Raw genomic sequence first — 19,577 nt, 5'->3', positions numbered from 1 at the left:
GTTGATTCGATTTGCTCTGGCTTTGCGGCTTTGCCGGTCGAATGAAGACCCGGAGGGCGGCCCGCAGGGATGCGGGCCGCGCGCAAGCAGGCCATGGATGGCCTGTCTGGAGCATCCTTGCGCCGGCATCGATCGTGCGGGCTGGTGCCCTTGCAGGGAAGGCCTTTTCTTTGGTTAGCCTTCTTTTGGGCCACGGGACGCGCAGAGTCCACAACGCCTTTGCCGTCGACCGAAGGAGTGCATCGCCGCGAGGGTCAAGCGTCGCAACCTGCCACAGCGCAGTCGCGACTTGCGTCGCTCCTACCCTAGCGAAAACGCGCCGCTTCGATGAATGACGTCGGCCTTGACGCTTCTGCGCGTCCCGCGGTCGCGACTTACGTCGCTCCTACAGGGTAGAGCGCTCATCTTAAAAGCGGCACACACGACGACGGCCCGGACCATCCAGCCCGTCGTTTTCGTCGAACCCGGTACATTCCCCCCATCGACGAATCCGCTATAAAGAGGGCCTCGCCGCTGCGGGCGCCAGCGAACGGCGCGGCCCAGCGGCCCCGCCGCGAATGCCCGAGGTGCCCGCCATGCGCTCGACCGTTGCGCTGTTGCTGTCCCTGGCGGTTTCGAATGCCGTCGCCGCGCCCGCCAAGCGCGAACAGATCATGCTGCTGCAAGGCAAACCCGCCGGCCAGCAGACCGTCGAAACCACCCGCGACGGCGGCACCCGCGTCGAGTATCAATACAGCGACCGCGGCCGCGGGGATCATCTCAAGACCGAATGGACCCTCGACGCCTCCGGCATTCCGATCGAGTACAAGGGCAGCGGCCACAACTACCTGAAAGTGCCGGTCGATGAGACCTTCAGCCTGCGCGACGGCAAAGCGCGCTGGAAGAACGACAGCGAGCAAGGCGAGAAAACCCTGACCGCGCCGGCGTTCTTCCTGCCGCTCAACGCCACTCCGGAAATCCAGGGCGTGCTGGTGCGCGCCTTGCTGAAAGCGCCCGAACGCAAGCTCGCCCTGCTGCCGGCCGGCGAAGCGCGGCTCGACGCCGCCGGTACGCTCGACGTGCCCACGGCCAAGGGGCCGGCCACCTTGTCGCTGTATCGCGTGTCCGGGCTGGACTACACGCCGGGCTCGGTCTGGCTGGACGCCGAGGGCCATACCGCGGCGCTGATCATGGCCTCGGGCTGGGTCTCGATTCTCTCGCCCGAGTACAAGGATTCGCTGGCCAAGCTGATCGAATTCCAGGAACGCGCTGGCGCCGACTGGTCGCTGAAGCTCGCGAGCGAACTGACTCACACTCCGAAAGGGCCCCTGCTGATCCGCAGCGCGCGGCTGTACGACCCGCGCGACCTGTCGGTGACGCCTAACACCAGCGTCCTGGTCCAAGGCGAGCGCATCGTCCGCGTTGGTGCCGACGCGGCGCTCAAGCCGCCGGCCAACGCGGAGATCCTCGATGCCGGCGGCCGCTTCCTGATGCCCGGCCTGTGGGACGTGCACAAGCATTACGGCGATGCCGACGGCCCGATGGACATCGCCAACGGCGTCACCAGCAGCCGCGACGTCGCCAACAACACCGACGCCTTCCTGGACAAGGTCAAGCGATTCGACGCCGGCACCGAGATCGGCCCGCGCGTGCTCGCCGCCGGCTTCATCGACGGCCCCGGTCCTTACGCCGGCCCGACCAAGATGCTGGTCGACACGCCCGAGGAAGCGATCAAGGCGGTCGATTGGTACGCCGACCACGGCTACATGCAGATCAAAAGCTATTCCTCGTTGAAACCCGAGCTGGTGCCGGTGATCGCCGACCGCGCCCATGCCCGCGGCCTGCGCTACAGCGGCCACGTGCCCGCCTTCATGTCGGCGCGCCAGTTCATCGAGGCCGGCGCCGACGAGTTGCAGCACATCCTGTTCGTCGAACTCAACTTCCTCTACCCGCGCGTGCAGGAAACCCGCACCATGGCGCGGCTGACCGAGCCGGCCGCGCATGCCGCCGAGTTTCCGCCGGAACGCGCCGAGGTCCGCGATTTCATCGCCTTCCTCAAGCGCACGCATACCGTGCTCGACCCGACCATGGGCATCGCCGAAGACCTGTTCGCCGGAGATCCGCAAAGCAAGATCCCACCCGGGCTCAAGACCGTCGCGCCGCGATTGCCGCCGCAGGCCCGGCGCAATCTGAGCTGGGGCTCGTTGAAGGTACCCAAAGGCGAGGAACACGCCTATGCACAATCCTTCCCGACCATGCTGCGCGTGCTCAAGGCACTGCACGACGCCGGCGTGACGATACTCCCCGGCACCGACGCCCTGGCCGGCTACATGCTGCACGCCGAGTTGATCCTGTACGCCCGCGCCGGCATCGCCAACGCCGAAGTACTGCGCCTGGCGACCTTGACCCCGGCGCAAGTGCTCGGTGTCGACAAGGACCGGGGCGTGATCGCCCCCGGCAAGCTCGCCGACCTCGTGCTGATCGACGGCGACCCGATCCAGGACATGAACGACATCCGCAAAGTCGACGCCGTATTCAAGGGCGGCAAGCGCTACGACCCGGCCGAGATCGAGCGCGCACTGGGAATCGCGCCGCGCAAGGCGGCGGAGGTGGCGACGAACTGAGCAGCGGTCGGCGCCACCGCTCTAGAACGATGCACAGGCCCACGCGCTGAGCAGTACGGCCGGTACCGCGCCATTGCCGTTGCCCGTGTCGTCGTCTTGCCATGAGATTTTGCGGCTGCCGTTGCTGTGCGCAGTCTCGCACTCGCGAAGATCATAGAAGACCCGAAGGGCGGCCTGCATGGATGCGGCCGTTTTTCATCGGGACAGGGATGTTCCCGTATGAAAAATCCCTGCGTCGGCAACGAACGGGCGGGCCCTTGACTCAAAGAGAGCACTTTTCTTTGGTTGCCTTTCTTTTGCTGCTTTAGACAAAAGAAAGCAACCCGCCGCTTTAGTGGCGGAGGCTTTGGGTTTGAGCTTTGATCTTGGTATTGATCTTGATCTTTGATCATCGTTCGATGAACGACGCGCCGCAAGACCGCCACGACGATGTCGCGCTTGCGCCGCTCCTACCCTGGTGAGCGAACGCCGCTTCGATGAACGACATCAGCCTTGATGCCTCCGCGCATCCCTCGGTCGCGACTCACGTCGCTCCTACAGGGGAGAGGTTCGCGCAACGGGCCAATGCGGCGCTCCAGGGTAGGAGCGGCGCAAGCCGCCACCACGTACCGACCGGACACGGCGAAAAGCAAAGGCCCGCGAATCGCGGGCCTCTGCCGGTCAAACCCAAGCGGCGCCGACTGCTCCCATCATCCCTTGCCGAACACCAACCGCCCGCCCTCGGCATCGACACGAATCGTGTCGCCGCTGACGAACTCGCCGCTGAGGATCTTCTGCGCGAGCGGGTTCTCCAATTGCTGCTGCACCGCGCGCTTGAGCGGACGCGCGCCGTAGACCGGGTCGAAACCGACATTGCCGATCAGGGCCAGGCCGGCATCCGACAGCGCCAGCTTGAGACCGCGTTCGGCGAGGCGCTTTTCCAGGCCGTGCAGCTGGATCTTGGCGATCTCGCGGATCTGGCTCTTGTCGAGCGGGTGGAACACCACGATGTCGTCGAGGCGGTTGATGAACTCGGGACGGAAGTGCGCCTGCACCACGCCCATCACCGCCGCCTTCATCTGGGTGTAGCCCTCCGGCGTGTCGTCGGCATTGAGCTCCTGGATCATCTGCGAGCCCAGGTTCGAGGTCATCACGATCACCGTGTTGCGGAAATCGACGGTGCGGCCCTGCCCGTCGGTCAAGCGGCCGTCATCGAGCACCTGCAACAGAATGTTGAACACGTCCGGGTGTGCTTTCTCGACTTCGTCGAGCAGGATCACGCTGTACGGACGGCGGCGCACGGCCTCGGTCAGGTAACCGCCCTCTTCATAGCCGACATAGCCCGGAGGCGCGCCGACCAGGCGGCTGACCGCATGCTTCTCCATGAACTCGCTCATGTCGATGCGGATCATCGCGTCGGCCGAGTCGAACAGGAATTCGGCCAGCGCCTTGCACAGCTCGGTCTTGCCCACGCCGGTCGGACCGAGGAACAGGAACGAGCCGCTCGGGCGATTCGGGTCGGACAGGCCGGCGCGCGAACGCCGCACCGCGTCGGACACCACCCGCACCGCTTCGTCCTGGCCGACCACACGCGCGTGCAGCGCCTGTTCCATCTTCAACAGCTTGTCGCGCTCGCCTTCGAGCATCTTCGACACCGGAATGCCGGTCCAGCGCGCCACGACTTCGGCGATCTCCTCCGCGGTGACCTTGTCCTGCAGCAGCTTGAAGCCCTGGGTCTCGGCTTCCTGCGCGGCCTTGAGCTGCTTTTCCAGCTCCGGCAGCTTGCCGTACTGGATCTCGCTCATGCGCGCATAGTCCTGGGTACGCTGGGCGGCCTCGAGATCGAGCTTGGCCTGCTCGATCTGCTCCTTGATCTTGGTCGCGCCCTGCAGGGTCGCCTTCTCGGCCTTCCAGATTTCCTCGAGGTCGTTGAACTCGCGCTCGAGCGTGGCGATCTCGGCCTCGAGATCGGCCAGGCGTTGCTTGGACTCTGCATCCTTCTCCTTCTTCAGCGCCTCGCGCTGGATCTTGAGCTGGATCAGCCGGCGTTCCTTGCGGTCGAGCTCCTCGGGCTTGGAGTCGATTTCCATGCGGATGCGCGAAGCGGCCTCGTCCATCAGGTCGATGGCCTTGTCGGGCAGTTGGCGGTCGGCGATGTAGCGATGCGACAGGGTCGCCGCGGCGACGATCGCCGGGTCGGTGATCTCCACGCCGTGGTGCACGGCATAGCGCTCCTTGAGGCCGCGCAGGATCGCGATGGTGTCCTCGACCGTCGGCTCGCCCACAAACACCTTCTGGAAGCGGCGTTCGAGCGCGGCGTCCTTCTCGACGTACTTACGGTACTCGTCGAGCGTGGTCGCGCCGATGCAGTGCAGCTCGCCGCGCGCGAGCGCGGGCTTGAGCATGTTGCCGGCGTCCATCGCGCCCTCGGCCTTGCCGGCGCCGACCATGGTGTGCAGTTCGTCGATGAAGAGAATCACCTGGCCTTCGTTCTTGGCCAGATCGTTGAGCATCGCTTTCAGGCGCTCTTCGAATTCGCCGCGGAACTTGGCGCCGGCGATCAGCGCGCCCATGTCGAGCGACAGCACGCGCTTGCCGCGTAGGCCTTCGGGCACTTCGTTGTTGATGATGCGCTGGGCCAGGCCTTCGACGATCGCGGTCTTGCCGACGCCGGGTTCGCCGATCAGCACCGGGTTGTTCTTGGTCCGGCGCTGCAGCACCTGGATGGTGCGGCGGATCTCTTCGTCGCGGCCGACCACCGGGTCGAGCTTGCCCGACTCGGCGCGCGCGGTCAGGTCGATGCAGTATTTTTCCAGCGCCTGGCGTTGTTCTTCCGCGTTTTCCGATTGCACGCTTTCGCCCCCGCGCAGTTTGTCGATGGCCGGTTCGAGCTTGGCCTTGGTGGCGCCGGCCGCCTTCAGCGCGCGGCCGACTTCGCCGCCGTCGTCGAGCGCGGCGAGCAGGAACAACTCGCTGGCGATGAAGGCGTCGTTGCGTTGCTGCGCCAGTTTGTCGGTGACGTTGAGCAGGCGCGCGAGGTCGTTGCCGACCGAGACGTTGCCGGCCTGGCCCGACACCTTGGGCAGCTTTTCCAGCGCCTCGCCGAGGCGCTCGCGCAGCAGCGGCACGTTGACCCCGGCCTGGGCCAGCAGCGGCCGGGTGCTGCCGCCGCTTTGTTCGAGCAGCGCGGTCAGCAGATGCGCCGGCTCGATGACGCTGTGGTCGCGCCCGACCGCGAGCGATTGCGCGTCCGACAAGGCCTGCTGGAAGCGCGAAGTAAGCTTGTCCATCCGCATGGGTGGTCCCTCCGAAGGTGTGGCGGCCCGGGCGCGAGTGTCGCGCCGCGGCCGCGAATGACCTGTTAATGCGGGCTGGGGGCGCTGTTTCAAGCTTGCGCTGGGGTCGGGGCCGACGCAAAGGGGCCGCGGCAGGTGCTCGTTGCCGGCGGGAAGGATGGGCCGGATTCGAGGTAGGCCTGGGGAGCCGCCCTTGGGCCGCGGCCAGGCGCAAAGGCCAGAGCAAATCCCCCCCTCCCCTCTTCCAAAGGGGGGAGATGCGACGCGACAAGATCGGGAACTACCCCACGCGTAATCCACTGCCCCCTTTGAAGCAGGGGACGAGCCCGGCGTCCTCCCGAAGCCCGGTCGAAACGATAGCGCGGGAATTCGCCCTGCCCATGCCCATCGAAATTCGAGGACAAACGGCTTGCCCGTCGATCAGATCCGCGAGGTGGGCTGCAGGATCTCGACCCAGTAACCGTCCGGGTCCTTGATGAAGGCGATGTCCTTCATGCGGCCGTCGGTGAGGCGTTTCTGGAACGCCACGCCGAGTTGCTCGAAGCGCGCGCAGGCGGCTTCCACGTCGGGCACCGACACGCAGATGTGGCCGAAGCCGCGCGGGTCGCTGTTGCCGTCGTGGTAGGCGAAATCCGCGTCGTCCTCGGTGCCGTGGTTATGCGTGAGTTCGAGCACGCCGCGCTGGCTCAGCAACCATTCGCCGCGCGCGGGTTCTTCGGCCGGGACCTGCGCGGGGTCGGCTACCAGCACCAGGAAGTACAGGCTGAACTTGGCGTCGGCGAAGTCGCGCTTGCGCACCAGGGTGAAGCCGAGCACGCGGGTGTAGAAGTCCAGCGAGCGGCGCGGGTCTTTCACCCGCAGCATGGTGTGGTTGAAGACGAAGTCGCGGGTGGCGGCTTCCGGGCGCGCGGTCACGCCGGGGACGGCGTCGAGTTCGTTCTGCAAGGACATGGCGTGGGCCGGTTCAAAGGGGAACAGACGATCTGCGGGCAAACCCGGCCGCTCTCAAGCCTGCTGCTCGGCCGGCACGGCATTGCGCTGCAAAGACAGCAGGCCCAGCAAAACCGCCAGGCCGACATAGGCGCCGATGAATTGCAGGGCGATCGTGCGCTGCAGCCCTTCCAGCGCCCACGGCAGGTAGATGCCGCCGCGCGGGTCGACCGAATGGATGATGCCGAACAGGCTCAAGGCCGCGCCGACCAACAGGAACACGGCAGCGCGACGCAGGCGGCCGTCGACCATCGCCGCGACCGCCGAGGTCCAGATCATCGAGGTCATGATGAAGCCGTTGCCGAGGGTCACGATCACCGCCAGTTCCGGCAGCCCATGGCCGTCGAGCGCGTTCATCAGCTGGGCGTGGTGATCCGGGGCGATCCAGCCCGGATTGCCGGTCTTGATCGCGAGCATGTAGGCCACCGACGGTAGGAAGCCGAACACCATCGCGGTCGCGTGCTTGCTCGGCGTGGCCTGGAAGGCCTGGGTGGTGATGTCGAGGGCGACGTAGACGATGATCGGCGCGAGCACCGCCAGCGGCAGCCACTGCACCAGCCCGGAGACGATGCCGAGGATGCCGCCGAGGCCGATGAACAAGCCGGTCAACAAGGTGTAGCCGCTGCGCGCGCCCATGTGCTTGTAAGCCGGCTGACCGATGTAGGGCGTGGTCTGGGCGACGCCGCCGCAGAAACCGGCGACCAGGGTCGAGAAGGCCTCGGCCAGCAAGATGTCGCGGGTTCGGTAATCGTCGCCCGCGGCGCGCGCGCTTTCGCTGACGTTGATGCCGCCGACCACCATCAGCAGGCCGAACGGCAACAGCAGCGGCAAATAAGGTTTCGTGTAGGCCAGGCCGTCGATGAAGCCCAGGCTCGGCCACGGCAGCACGAAACGCAGCGGCGACGGCTCGGGCCAGGCGAAGCCGGGCGCTCCCAACCCAACCGCCCCGAACCCGTAATACAGCAAGGTGCCGAACACGAACGCCAGGAACACCCCCGGCAACTTCACCGGCAGCCGCCCCTTCGCGATCAACACGTACAGCAACAGCCCCAGCGTGATGAAGCCCACCATCGGCGAGCGCAGGGTCTCGATCAGCGGCAGAAAGCCCATCAACACCAGGGCGACGCCGGCGATCGAACCGAGCAGGCCGGCGCGCGGGATCAGCCGGGTGACGGCATCGCCGGCGAACGACAGCACGAACTTGAGCACGCCCATGACCACCAGCGAGGCCATGCCGAGTTGCCAGGTGGCCATCGCCGCGGCCTGCTCGTCCATGCCCTGCTGCTTGAAACCGACGAAGGCCGGGCCGAGCACCAGCAAGGCCATGCCGATGCTGGTCGGCGCATCCAGGCCCAACGGCATCGCGGTGACGTCGTCGCGGCCGCTCCTGGCCGCGAGGCGCCGCGCCATGAAGGTGTAGATCAGGTTGCCGACCAGCACGCCGAAGGCGGTGCCCGGGAACATGCGCGTGTAGATGACGTCGGCCGGGAAACCGAAGATGCCGATCAGCGCCGCGGAGATGAAACCGAGGATCGACAGGTTGTCGACGACCAGGCCGAAGAAGCCGTTGAGATCGCCGGCTACCAGCCAGCGCCGCGGAGAGGTCGCGTTCATCGGCCCCACCCTGCACGGCGAGCGGCGGCGAGAACGGCGGGGAGAACGCGGAAACTCGATGGCGTCATGTCGGTACTCGAAACGCGAAAGGTCGACGCATCCCTGCCCCGGTGACACCCGCGCTCCGTGCACAGGTGGATCGCAATGAAGGCCGCAAAGCCAAACCAACGACGCGCTCCGCCCTGAGGCAGAACCGACACACCATAGGGATGCCCCGCGCTCATAGGCCGCGACGGCGACCCTGCGAACGCGCCCCGGCAGCGACGATTCCCCGGCAAACCCAGGGATTTCGCTGGCAGATCCGCCCCCGGGAGCATAGAACGCCGCGACTGCGCGTGGGGGCCGGCTGCGGAACGCAGTGGCCCGGATAAGGACCCACCGGATGGCTACGAGGCTCGATCCTCGACGTCCAGCCAGCCCCGATAGCGCACCAGCAGACCGACGACCGGCAACTGCGCGCCGACATCGAAGTGGTAGCGCCCGTCGCGCTCGAACTCGCGCGCACGCACGCCGGCGAACCAGCCCGAGGGCAGCGGCAGGCCTAGCGCACGGACCCGCACCAGCCGCCACGACAGGCCGGGATCGCCCATCTCCGATTCGGTGCTATCGCCCGCAGTGCCCACCGGCTCGTCGGCCAGTTGGGCCGGCATGACCGCCGAGGACACCGTCACCTGCGCGCCGGTGCCGAGCGACATCACCCCCGAGGCGGCCGCATCGGGCAGCTCGCCGGCCAGGTCCAGCGCGAACGCGAAGCGCATCGGCCCCAGGCGCTCGAACACCAGACCGTCGCGTTCGATCAGCCGCGAGCGCATCGCCGACTTGCCGAAGCGCCGGGTCCAGGTCTCGCCGCGCGCGTGGGCGTCGATCTCGACCTCGATCGGCCCGGCATGCGCCCTGGGCAGGCGGGCGATGCGCGCGAACAGCCGCGAGCACCACCCGCGGCCGCGCTCGACCTGGGCCTCGCCGCGATAGACCCGGCGCCCGCCGCGGCCGTGCAGCAGCCGCAGGGTCCGCGGCAGGAACACGAAACGCACCCCCAGCGCGCGCGGGTACAAGCCTTCGCGCGCGCCTATCGCCGCCTCGATCGATGCCGGCGCCCGGTGGACTGCCTGGTTTCGCATCACAGCCCGCGCAGATCGTCCGGCACCGCGTACTCGCGGCCGTCGTAGGCCAGGCGCACGCTGCTCTTCTTGGTCGGGCCGGGCAGTTCGTTGCAGTCCTTGTCGTCGAGCTCGTTGCGGGTGTTTTCCTCGACGCTGTTGATGCGCAGGCCGGCGTAGCCATGGTCGCGTTTGGCGTCGATCGCGACAGTGCGCTGCACGTTCTCGAACTCGCCGGCGCAGTTGGTGTCCCATTCGCCGCGCTCTTTCGACACTTCGAGCTTGCTCAGCACCGGCCGCAGGGCGGCGCCGTCGGCGACGTACAGGTTCAACACCGTGCTGCCGTAGGGGTTGGCGCGCGACGAACCGGTGTAACCGATCCGCACGCCGAAGGCGGTGGTGCTTTCGTTGAGGCGGTAACGCGCGGTATCCAGGGTCACCGAGCTGATCCGCACCGCATCGGACTGCAGCGCCTCGTCTTCGCGGTAACGCTGCAGGATGCGCGGGCGCGCCGAATCGGCGACCAGCACTTCCAGGTCGGCGGTCTCGCTGTCCATGCCGGTCGCCGCGTCATGCCGCAGCCGCACCGCCAGCAGGGTCTTGTCCGGCGAGGCCGGCCAGACCTTGCAGGCCACCTCGCCGAGGTGGATCCAGCGCGTGGGCGAGCCGGCGGTGCGCAGCAGCTCGCCTTCGTCGCCGGTTTCGCCGATGCTGCCGGGATACGCCGCCCGCAGCAGGTCGTAAACGCGCGACTGGCAATCCGCCGCCGCGGCGTCGGCGCAGAACGCGCCGGTGCAGAGCAGCGCGCCGAGGGATAAAGACAGGGACAGGACCGTCCGTTGGGCCATGAGAGTCATCATTGCATCCAGATGAGGGTCGCCATGCGGCCGGTGCGGCGGTCGCGACGATGGGAATAGAAGCGGTCGGGTTCGGAAATCGTGCACAACCCGCCGCCGTGGATATGATCGGCCGCCAGGCCGGCCTGCGCCAGACGCATCCGCGCCAGGGCGTACAGATCGACCCGCCAATGCTCCGGGCGGGTGGCGACGAAGGCCGAGGCCGCTTCGGCATCGGTGGCGACGAAGGCCTCGCGCACCTCGGCGCCGATTTCGTAGCGCTGCGGCCCCGCCGCCGGGCCCAGCCAGGCGCGCAGGCGCCCCGGCGTGGTGCGCATCGCCGCGACCGTCGCTTCCAGCACTCCGCCAGCCAGGCCGCGCCAGCCCGCATGGGCGGCGCCGACTTCGCTGCCGTCTTCGGCGGCGAACAACACCGGCAGGCAATCGGCGGTGAGGATCGCGAGCACGGTGCCGGGGCTGGAAGTCACCGAGGCATCGCCGACCGGTTCCTCGTCCCCGTCGCCGCGACCATCGAAACGCACCACCTCGATGCCGTGCACCTGATGCAGCCAGCGCGGCGGCGACGGCAGGCCGGCGTGTTCGATCAACAGCTCGCGATTGCGCGTCACCGCGGCCGGGTCGTCGCGATCGCTGCCGTAGCGGGTACCCAGGTTGAAGCGGTCGAACGGCGCCTGCGACACGCCGAGGCCGGCGCGCAGCGTGCTGAACCCGTGCACCGACCCGGCCATCGGCCACTGGGCATCGATCCACGGCGCGGCGGCGCCCTCGCTCATCGCCCGGCCTCGGCCGCGGCGCGGGTGTCGGCGCCGAGTTCGGCGACCAGATGGCGCAGGTCGGCCGGCACCGGCGCGGTGCAGCGGATCGGCTCGCCGCTGACCGGGTGGACGAACTCCAGGGTCTCGGCATGCAGGGCCTGGCGCTTGAAGCCGCGCAGGGCCTCGACCAGGCCGTCGGTGGCGCCCTTGGGCAGCTTGAGCGGGCCGCCGTACAGCGGGTCGCCGACGATCGGGTGCTTCAGGTGCGCCATGTGCACGCGGATCTGGTGGGTGCGCCCGGTTTCCAGGCGGCATTCGAGCAGGGTGTGGGCGCGGAAGCGCTCGCGCAGGCGGAAGTGGGTGACCGCGTCGCGGCCGTCCTCGCGCACCGCCATGCGCAGGCGATCGCGCGGGTGGCGGTCGATCGGCGCGTTGGCGGTGCCGCCGGAGACCAGCGCGCCGACCACCACCGCGAGGTACTGGCGATGCACTTCGCGTGCCGACAGCTGCTCGACCAGCGAGGTATGCGCCGGCAGGGTGCGGGCCACGACCATGACCCCGGAGGTGTCCTTGTCGAGGCGGTGGACGATGCCGGCCCGCGGCAGGGTGGCCAGGCCGGGATCGCGGTGCAGCAAGGCATTGACCAGGGTGCCGGCGTGGTTGCCGGCGCCGGGGTGGACGACCAGCCCGGCCGGCTTGTCGAGGACGATCACGTCGGCGTCCTCGTACAGCACGTCCAGGGCGATGTCCTCGGCCTCGGCGCGGGTCTGGATGTCGAGGACGACGGTCAGCTCGACCGACTCCCCGCCCTGGACCGGATCGCGCGGACGCACCTCGCGGCCGTTCAGGCGCGCATCGCCGGACTTGATCCAGGTGGCCAGGCGCGAGCGCGAGTAATCGGGGAACAGTTCGGCCAGAACCGCATCGAAGCGGCGCCCGGCGGCGCTGTCGGGCACGGTGGCGGTGAGGGTCTGGCGGGGCTCGGTCATCGGAGGGGTCTATACGGCGGCGGGGAGACGGGATCGGTTAAGGGGCACGACCCGCGGACTGCTATTATCGGCGCTTCGTGCCTCCGGCGCCCGTCGATGCCTGCCATGACTGTACGTTTTGCCCCTTCCCGCGGACTTGTTCGCCTGTTTTGCCTGCTGTTGATCGTGGTTTTCGCTGCCTCCGGCTGCAGCCGCGTCGGCAAGATGTTCAAAAAGGACAAAGACGCGGACGAAGGCCAGCCGGTCGAGGCCATCTACCAGAAGGCCCACGGCTCGATGGTCAACGGCAACTGGGCCTCGGGCGAGGCGAGTTTCAAGCGTCTGGTCGCCCAGTACCCCTACGGCCCCTACACCGAGCAGGCCCTGATCGAAACGGCCTATGCCCAATACAAGTCGGGCAAGCACGACGACGCGATCAGCAGCATCGACCGCTTCATCCGCACCTACCCGACCCACCGCAACATCGCCTATCTGTACTACCTGCGCGGGTTGGTGAACTCCAGCCGCGACACGGTGTTCCTGCAGCGGGTCTGGCGCCTGGACGTCAGCCGCCGCGACCTGTCGACGCCGATGCAGGCCTATAACGACTTCCTGGCGGTGGTCGAGCGCTACCCGAACAGCCGCTATGCCGAGGACGCGCGCAAGCGCATGCTCGCCCTGCGCGACACCTTCGCCCGCCACGAACTCGACGTGTCGCTGTATTACCTGCGCCGCACCGCCTTCGTGGCTTCGGCCGACCGCGCCAAGTACCTGCTCGAGACCTATCCGCAGAGCCGCTACCAGAACGATGCGGTCGCGGTGCTGATGAAGGCTTACGAAGGCCTGGGCAACCAGACCCTCGCCGCCGACGCCAAGCGCGTGCTGCAGCAGAACGACGCCACCCATCCGGCGTTGTCGGAAGACTGGCCGGACTACCCGAGCAACCTGCGCAAGCTCAACCCGTTCGCGGGCGAGAAGTCGGCGGTCGACAACCGCGACCGCGACGAAGAAAAGCGCAAGCAGTAAGCGCCCGCTTCGCAACGCAACACGAAAACGCCGCCCTCGGGCGGCGTTTTTTGTGGGCCGGACTTACCGCCCCTGCAAAACGCTACGCGATCAACCGACGTAACCGTTGCTGATGGGGTAGCGACGCTCGCGGCCGAACGCCCGTCGCGAAACCTTCGGCCCCGGCGCGGCCTGGTGCCGCTTCCATTCGCTGATCCGCACCAGGCGCAGCACCTTGTCGACCGTGGCCGGGTCGTAACCGGCCGCGACGATCTCGTCGCGCGACTGCTCCTGGTCGACGTGGCGCAGCAGGATCGCGTCGAGCACGTCGTAGGGCGGCAGCGAGTCCTGGTCCTTCTGGTTTTCGCGCAGCTCGGCCGAGGGCGGACGGTCGATCACCGCCCACGGGATGACCGGCGCGCCGGCGACCGCGTTGCGCCAGCGCGAGAGCGCGAACACCTCGGTCTTGTACAGGTCCTTGATCGGCGCATAACCGCCGCACATGTCGCCGTAGATGGTGGCGTAACCGACCGCGTACTCGCTCTTGTTGCCGGTGGTCAGCAGCAGGCCGCCGAACTTGTTGCTCATCGCCATCAACAGCGCGCCGCGGGTGCGCGACTGCAGGTTTTCCTCGGTGACGTCGACCGCCTTGTCGGCGAACACCTCGGCCAAGGTGTCCAGATAGCCTTGGAACGGCTTCTCGATCGGCAGCGCCAGCAGGCGCACGCCCTGGCTCGCGCATTGCTCGGCGGCCAGGTCGTTGGACAGGTCGGCGGTGTAGCGCGAGGGCATGCGCACCGCGATGACGTTCTCCGGACCCAGCGCATCGACCGCGATCGCCATGACCAGCGAGGAATCGATGCCGCCCGACAGCCCCAGCCAGACCTTGTCGAAGCCGTTCTTGCGGCAATAGTCGCGAGTGCCGCGCACTACCGCGCGCCAGGCCAGCGCATCGCGCCCTTCGTCCGATTCGGCCGGCCAGGCCACCGGCACGAAGCTGCGGTCTTCGTCGCGGTAGTCGGCGACGAGCCAGTGATCCTCGAATGCGCTCGCAGCCGGATGCACCTGGCCGTTGCCGTCGGCGAGCACCGAGGCGCCGTCGAAGACCAGGGCGTCCTGGCCGCCGACGACGTTGAGATAGGCCAGCGCCACCCCGGTTTCCTTGGCCCGCAGCTCCAGCAGCGCATCGCGCTGGGCGTGCTTGTCGCGCTCGAACGGCGAGGCGTTCGGCACCAGCACCAGCCCGGCGCCGGCGGCCGCGGTCGCGGCGAGCGGCTCGGCGAACCACAGGTCCTCGCAGATCACCAGGCCGACGCAGACGCCCTTGACCTCGAACACGCAGGCCTCGCCGTCGGGGTCGACATCGAAATAACGGCGCTCGTCGAACACCGCGTAATTGGGCAGCTCGCGCTTGCGGTAGGTCGCCTCGACCCGTCCGTCGCGCAGCACGCTGGCGGCGTTGTAGACCACCGCGCCTGCGGCCTGCGGCCAGCCCACCACCGCGACAATCCCGCGCGCGGCCTGGGCGATCCGCCCCAGCGCGGCCTCGCACTCGGCGAGGAAGCTGGGACGCAGCAGCAGGTCTTCCGGCGGATAACCGCTGACCGCGAGCTCGGGAAACAACACCACCTCGGCGCCGTGGCGGTCGCGCGCCTCGACGATCATCGCCGCGATGCGTTCGGCGTTCTTTTCGACCGCGCCGACCGGGAAGTCGAACTGGGCCATGGCGATGCGCAGGGTCTTGGACATGGGGGCGATAGGGAAATTGGGCAGGGAACGCCGGCCTGGACCGACAGCATGGCAGACCAGGGCGGCATGAATCCGTTCCAGCACCACATCGGTCTGCGTCAGGACGTCATTGTTCCAGAATCTGAGGACGCGGTAGCCGTGGCTGCGAAGGCAACGGGTACGAATCCTGTCGCCCTGTGAGTCCGCGTGCTGGCCGCCGTCGACCTCGATGATGACACCGCGTTCCAGACAGGCGAAATCGGCGACATACGGACCGATCGGATGCTGGCGTCGGAACTTGCAGCCCATCAGCGCCCGGTTACGCAGGAAGAACCACAGCTTGCATTCGGCTTCGGTCATGACCCTGCGCAGGCGGCGGGCGAAATCGCGTTTCCGGCCTGGGCGCATCCTCGCGCTCCTATATTGGGAGCGATCAGCTTGGAGCTCGCGCTCTGTGCTTGGGTGTAGGAAAAAGGCGCCCTCACCCCAACCCCTCTCCCGCCAGCGGGAGAGGGGCTTGGTCTCGGCTGCGGGTAGGAGTTTTCGTAGCGGGGACGTTCTATCGACCTTCCTTTTCTACGGCCGGAAGGAAGATCTCTCGCGCGAACGCCTGCTTTTTAAAGAAAGCCCCTCTCCCGTTCACGGGAGAGGGGTTGGGGTGAGGGCAGCTTTTCGCCCCCAAAGAAAAGGCCGCCCGAAGGCGGCCTTTTCCAAACAACGACTTAGCAAACCGAACCGCTTACTTGGCCAGACGCTTGGCGATCGCCGCGCCGAGGTCGCCCGGCGACTTCACCGTGGTGACGCCGGCCTTTTCCATCGCCGCGAACTTGCCTTCGGCCGTGCCCGAACCGCCCGAGGCGATCGCACCGGCGTGGCCCATGCGCTTGCCCTTCGGCGCCGAGGCGCCGGCGATGAAGCCGACCACCGGCTTGGTCACGTACTGGCTGATGAATTCGGCCGCTTCTTCCTCGGCCGACCCGCCGATCTCGCCGACCATAATGATGCCTTCGGTCTGCGGGTCGTCCTGGAACCACTTCAGCGCGTCGATGAAGTTGGTGCCGTTGATCGGGTCGCCGCCGATGCCGATGCAGGTCGACTGGCCCAGGCCCACGTCGGTGGTCTGCTTGACCGCTTCATAGGTCAGGGTGCCCGAACGCGAGACGATGCCGATCTTGCCCGGCATGTGGATGTGGCCCGGCATGATGCCGATCTTGCACTCGCCGGGCGTGATCACGCCGGGGCAGTTCGGACCGACCAGAACCACGTCCTCGTAACCGTCGAGGGTGTTCTTCACCCGCAGCATGTCGAGCACCGGGATGCCCTCGGTGATGCAGACGATGACCCGGATGCCGGCGTCGGCCGCTTCCAGGATCGCGTCGGCCGCGAACGGCGGCGGCACGTAGATGACCGAGGCGTCGGCGCCGGTCTCGTCGACCGCGTCGCGCACGGTGTTGAAGACCGGCAGGCCGAGGTGCTCGGTGCCGCCCTTGCCCGGGGTCACGCCGCCGACGACCTTGGTGCCGTATTCGAGCATCTGCTCGGCGTGGAAGGTGCCTTGCGAGCCGGTGAAGCCCTGCACGATCACCTTGGTGTTCTTGTTGATCAAAACGCTCATGTCAGTCCTGCCTCACTTGCCCGCGACGGCGGCAACCGCCTTCTTGGCACCGTCGTTGATGTTGTCCGCCGCAGTGATGGCCAGACCCGAGTTCTTCAGCAGTTCCTTGCCGGCTTCCACGTTGGTGCCTTCGAGGCGCACGATCACCGGCACCTTGACGTCGACTTCCTTGACCGCGGCGATGATGCCCTCGGCGATCATGTCGCAGCGGACGATGCCGCCGAAGATGTTGACGAAGATCGCCTTGACCTTGTCCGAGCTCAGGATCAGCTTGAACGCTTCGGTCACGCGCTCCTTGGTGGCGCCGCCGCCGACGTCGAGGAAGTTGGCCGGCGAACCGCCTTCGAGCTGGATGACGTCCATCGTCGCCATCGCCAGGCCTGCGCCGTTGACCATGCAGCCGATGTTGCCGTCCATGGTGACGTAGTTGAGGTCGTGCTGGCTGGCCAGCACCTCGGTCTCGTCTTCCTGGCGGATGTCGCGCATGCCGGCGAGATCCTTGTGGCGGAAGGTCGCGTTGTCGTCGCTGTTGACCTTGCCGTCGAGCACGGCGAGGTCGCCGTTGGTCAGGATCGCCAGCGGGTTCAGTTCGACCAGCGCCAGGTCCTTCTCGTTGAACAGCTTGTACAGGCCCAGCATGATCTTGCTCAGCTGGCCGACCTGCTTGGCGTTGAGGCCGAGGGCGAAGCCCAGCTCGCGGCACTGGTAGGGCTGCAGGCCCTGCACGTAGTTGACGTGGATGGTCTTGATCGCTTCCGGGTTTTCCTCGGCGACCTTCTCGATTTCCACGCCGCCTTCGGCCGAGGCGATGAAGGTGATCGACTTGGTCGAGCGATCGACCAGGACCGACAGGTACAGCTCTTTGGCGATGTCGGTGCCTTCGGAGATCAGCACCGTATCGATCGGCAGGGCGACGCCGGCCGACTGGTAGGTCTCCATCTTGGTGCCGAGCATGGCCTGGGCGTACTGCTTCACTTCGTCGTAGCTCTTGGCCAGCTTGACGCCGCCGGCCTTGCCGCGGCCACCGGCGTGGATCTGGGCCTTGACCACCCACAGGTCGCCGGGAATGGCTTTGGCGGCCGCGACGGCCTCATCCGGAGTGCGCGCAACGCGCCCGGCCGGCACTGCGATGCCGTAGTCGGCAAACAGCTGCTTTGCCTGATATTCGTGAAAATTCATGCGTCACCGAGGGGAGTGAAAGACGTCCCGCAGGTGCATGCGGCCGGAAGCCGGAGCACGCGCGAGGGGGCCGCATTGTCGCCGATCGGGGCGGGCCGAAGCAAAACCCGTCGCTCGGCCGCCCCGGCCGGCCCGGCCTGCGTCCATCCGGCCCTCCCCGCCCGGCGCGGTCCCGGCCGCGGGATAGGCGCAGGCCGGGACAAGCCAGTCGCCTATACTGATCAATACTCCGCCCGCGCAGGGAAACCCCGCTTGCCGTCAGGTCTCGCCCCCGTCAGTCCGGCCGATGCCGACCTCGCGCTGCGCCGCGAACTCTATTTCTTCACCCTGTACCGGTTGCTCGAAGCCGCCCTGCTGGTGTTCTTCCTGTTCGGGCCGGTCGCGGACCTGATCGGAGCGCCGCGCCACGACCTGTTCGCCCGCTCGCTGGCCCTGTCCTATCTGTTCATCGCCAGCCTGCTGTTCCTGTTCAGTCGCCGCGGCGAGTTGCGCAGCCAGGTCTTCGCCGGCATCGCCAGCGACCTGTTCTTCGGCATCCTGGCGATCCACGCGCTGCCGCGCGCCGGCACCGGCATCGCCCTGATGCTGATGTTCAACGTCGGCGCCGCCGCCCTGCTGATGCGCGCGCGCTACGGCATCGGCGCGGCGGTGGTGGCCTGCATCGGCCTGATCGGCGAATGGGTCTGGAACGAGCTCGGCGGCGAAAGCCTCGGCCGCACCGTCGCCGAGCCGATCATGTTCGCTCTGGGCTACCTCTCGATCGCCCTGCTGACCAACGCCCTCGGCCGGCAGATGCGCGAGACCCAGGACCTGGCCGAGCGCCGCGGCGCCGAGGCGGCCAACTATGCCGAAATCAACGAACTGATCATCCGGCGCATGCGCACCGGCGTGCTGCTGGTCGACGGCGAAGGTCGCCTGCGCCTGGCCAACGAAGCGGCCATGCTGCTGCTCGGCGACTCCGGCGAGTACGACGGCCAGCGCCACGGCCACCGCGTGCTGGCGATCGCCTCGCCCGAACTGGCCCGCCGGCTGAGCCGCTGGCGCACCGAAGGCCGGCCCGACGAAAGCCCGCTGCAGCTCGCCCCGGACCTGCCCGAGGTGGTGCCGCGCTTCACCCGCCTGCTCGCCGGCAGCGACCAGACCCTGATCTTCCTCGACGACACCTCGCTGGTGTCGCGCCATGCCGAGTCGATCACCCTGGCCGCGCTCGGCCGCTTCTCGGCCAGCCTCGCCCACGAGATCCGCAACCCGCTCGCCGCGATCAACTACGCGGTGCAATTGCTGGAGGAGTCGCACGACATCGCCATCTCCGACCGCCGCCTGCTCGAAATCGTGCGCCAGCAGGGTTCGCGCATGAACGGCATCGTCGAGAACGTGCTCGGCATGGCCCGGCGCGAACCGGCCAAGCCCGAGCACGTCGAGCTGATGGGGTTCGTGCGCCAGTTCGTCGACGAATACCGCACCAGCCATCCGATCGAACAGGACACCTTGCGCGCGACCGGCCCGCGCAGCCAGGTCGAAGCCCTGGTCGATCCCAGGCAATTGCACCAGGCCTTGACCGTACTGGTGCACAACGCCCTGACCTACGGCCGCCTTCCCGGCCAGCCCGCGCGGGTCACCGTGCACGTGTACTTCGACGAAGTCGGCCTGCCGGCGATCGACGTGCTCGACCGCGGCCCGGGCATTCCCGAGTCGGTCGCCGAACGCCTGTTCCGCCCGTTCTTCACCACTTCCAGCCACGGCACCGGCCTGGGCCTGTACATCGCGCGCGAGCTCTGCCGAGCGAACCAGGCCTCGCTCGACTTCGTCCCGGTGCCCGGCGGCGGCGGCTGTTTCCGCATCCGGCTCGCCGGAGCGAGCGCGCTGTCCCTGGTCTGAGCCATACTTG

Annotated in this window: 13 protein-coding genes; 3 read left to right on the top strand and 10 right to left on the bottom strand. The window is 67.6% G+C overall.

Translation table 11 applies throughout. The features are described from left to right. Positions 1 to 575: 575 nt before the first annotated feature. Positions 576 to 2,603 (top strand): amidohydrolase family protein, encoded by a 2,028-nt coding sequence (locus AC6CH2_RS13090; RefSeq protein WP_498269613.1) that lies wholly within the window; start codon positions 576 to 578, stop codon positions 2,601 to 2,603. Positions 2,604 to 3,292: 689 nt separating this feature from the next. Here AC6CH2_RS13090 and clpB read toward each other — a convergent pair. The 7 genes from clpB to rluD all read right to left on the bottom strand — a co-directional run bounded on the left by clpB (position 3,293) and on the right by rluD (position 12,183). Next, on the bottom strand, positions 3,293 to 5,878 hold the full coding sequence (gene clpB, locus AC6CH2_RS13085) for an ATP-dependent chaperone ClpB (RefSeq protein WP_498269612.1): 2,586 nt from the start codon (positions 5,876 to 5,878) through the stop codon (positions 3,293 to 3,295). Positions 5,879 to 6,298: 420 nt separating this feature from the next. Beyond that, positions 6,299 to 6,829 (bottom strand): lactoylglutathione lyase, encoded by a 531-nt coding sequence (gene gloA / locus AC6CH2_RS13080; RefSeq protein ID WP_498269611.1) that lies wholly within the window; start codon positions 6,827 to 6,829, stop codon positions 6,299 to 6,301. Between the two features lie 54 nt (positions 6,830 to 6,883). Continuing rightward, positions 6,884 to 8,482, bottom strand: a complete 1,599-nt coding sequence (locus AC6CH2_RS13075) for a SulP family inorganic anion transporter (protein WP_498269610.1) — start codon at positions 8,480 to 8,482, stop codon at positions 6,884 to 6,886. A 386-nt stretch (positions 8,483 to 8,868) separates the two neighbouring features. Continuing rightward, positions 8,869 to 9,603, bottom strand: a complete 735-nt coding sequence (locus tag AC6CH2_RS13070) for a DUF4166 domain-containing protein (RefSeq protein ID WP_498269609.1) — start codon at positions 9,601 to 9,603, stop codon at positions 8,869 to 8,871. After that, positions 9,603 to 10,430: a PA3715 family protein gene (locus AC6CH2_RS13065; protein WP_498269608.1), complete on the bottom strand. Its 828-nt coding sequence runs from the start codon at positions 10,428 to 10,430 to the stop codon at positions 9,603 to 9,605. Before AC6CH2_RS13065 ends, AC6CH2_RS13070 begins: the two co-directional genes overlap by 1 nt. 8 nt (positions 10,431 to 10,438) lie before the next feature. Then, complete coding sequence (pgeF, locus tag AC6CH2_RS13060) at positions 10,439 to 11,212, bottom strand: peptidoglycan editing factor PgeF (RefSeq protein ID WP_498269607.1); 774 nt, start codon at positions 11,210 to 11,212, stop codon at positions 10,439 to 10,441. Next, positions 11,209 to 12,183 carry a 23S rRNA pseudouridine(1911/1915/1917) synthase RluD gene (rluD, locus tag AC6CH2_RS13055; RefSeq protein WP_435393931.1) on the bottom strand — a complete coding sequence of 325 codons (975 nt, stop codon included), beginning with the start codon at positions 12,181 to 12,183 and terminating at the stop codon, positions 11,209 to 11,211. Before rluD ends, pgeF begins: the two co-directional genes overlap by 4 nt. A gap of 105 nt (positions 12,184 to 12,288) precedes the next feature. Between rluD and AC6CH2_RS13050 the strand changes: the two genes are divergently transcribed. Beyond that, a complete protein-coding gene (locus AC6CH2_RS13050) occupies positions 12,289 to 13,188 on the top strand; it encodes an outer membrane protein assembly factor BamD (RefSeq protein WP_435393930.1) in 900 nt (299 codons plus the stop codon). 90 nt (positions 13,189 to 13,278) lie between these two features. Here the strand turns inward: AC6CH2_RS13050 and AC6CH2_RS13045 are convergent, their stop codons facing one another. The 3 genes from AC6CH2_RS13045 to sucC form a co-directional block, all read right to left on the bottom strand. Further along, on the bottom strand, positions 13,279 to 15,303 hold the full coding sequence (locus AC6CH2_RS13045) for an NAD+ synthase (protein ID WP_498269606.1): 2,025 nt from the start codon (positions 15,301 to 15,303) through the stop codon (positions 13,279 to 13,281). A 331-nt stretch (positions 15,304 to 15,634) separates the two neighbouring features. Continuing rightward, positions 15,635 to 16,510 (bottom strand): succinate--CoA ligase subunit alpha, encoded by an 876-nt coding sequence (gene sucD / locus AC6CH2_RS13040; protein WP_435393926.1) that lies wholly within the window; start codon positions 16,508 to 16,510, stop codon positions 15,635 to 15,637. A 12-nt stretch (positions 16,511 to 16,522) separates the two neighbouring features. After that, positions 16,523 to 17,689, bottom strand: a complete 1,167-nt coding sequence (gene sucC / locus AC6CH2_RS13035) for an ADP-forming succinate--CoA ligase subunit beta (RefSeq protein WP_435393925.1) — start codon at positions 17,687 to 17,689, stop codon at positions 16,523 to 16,525. 252 nt (positions 17,690 to 17,941) lie between these two features. Between sucC and AC6CH2_RS13030 the strand changes: the two genes are divergently transcribed. Next, on the top strand, positions 17,942 to 19,567 hold the full coding sequence (locus AC6CH2_RS13030; protein WP_498269605.1) for a sensor histidine kinase: 1,626 nt from the start codon (positions 17,942 to 17,944) through the stop codon (positions 19,565 to 19,567). Positions 19,568 to 19,577 lie beyond the last annotated feature (10 nt).

The sequence above is a fragment of the Lysobacter sp. GQ73 genome, assembly GCF_059758755.1.
This window is presented reverse-complemented; position numbering and strand designations above follow the sequence as displayed.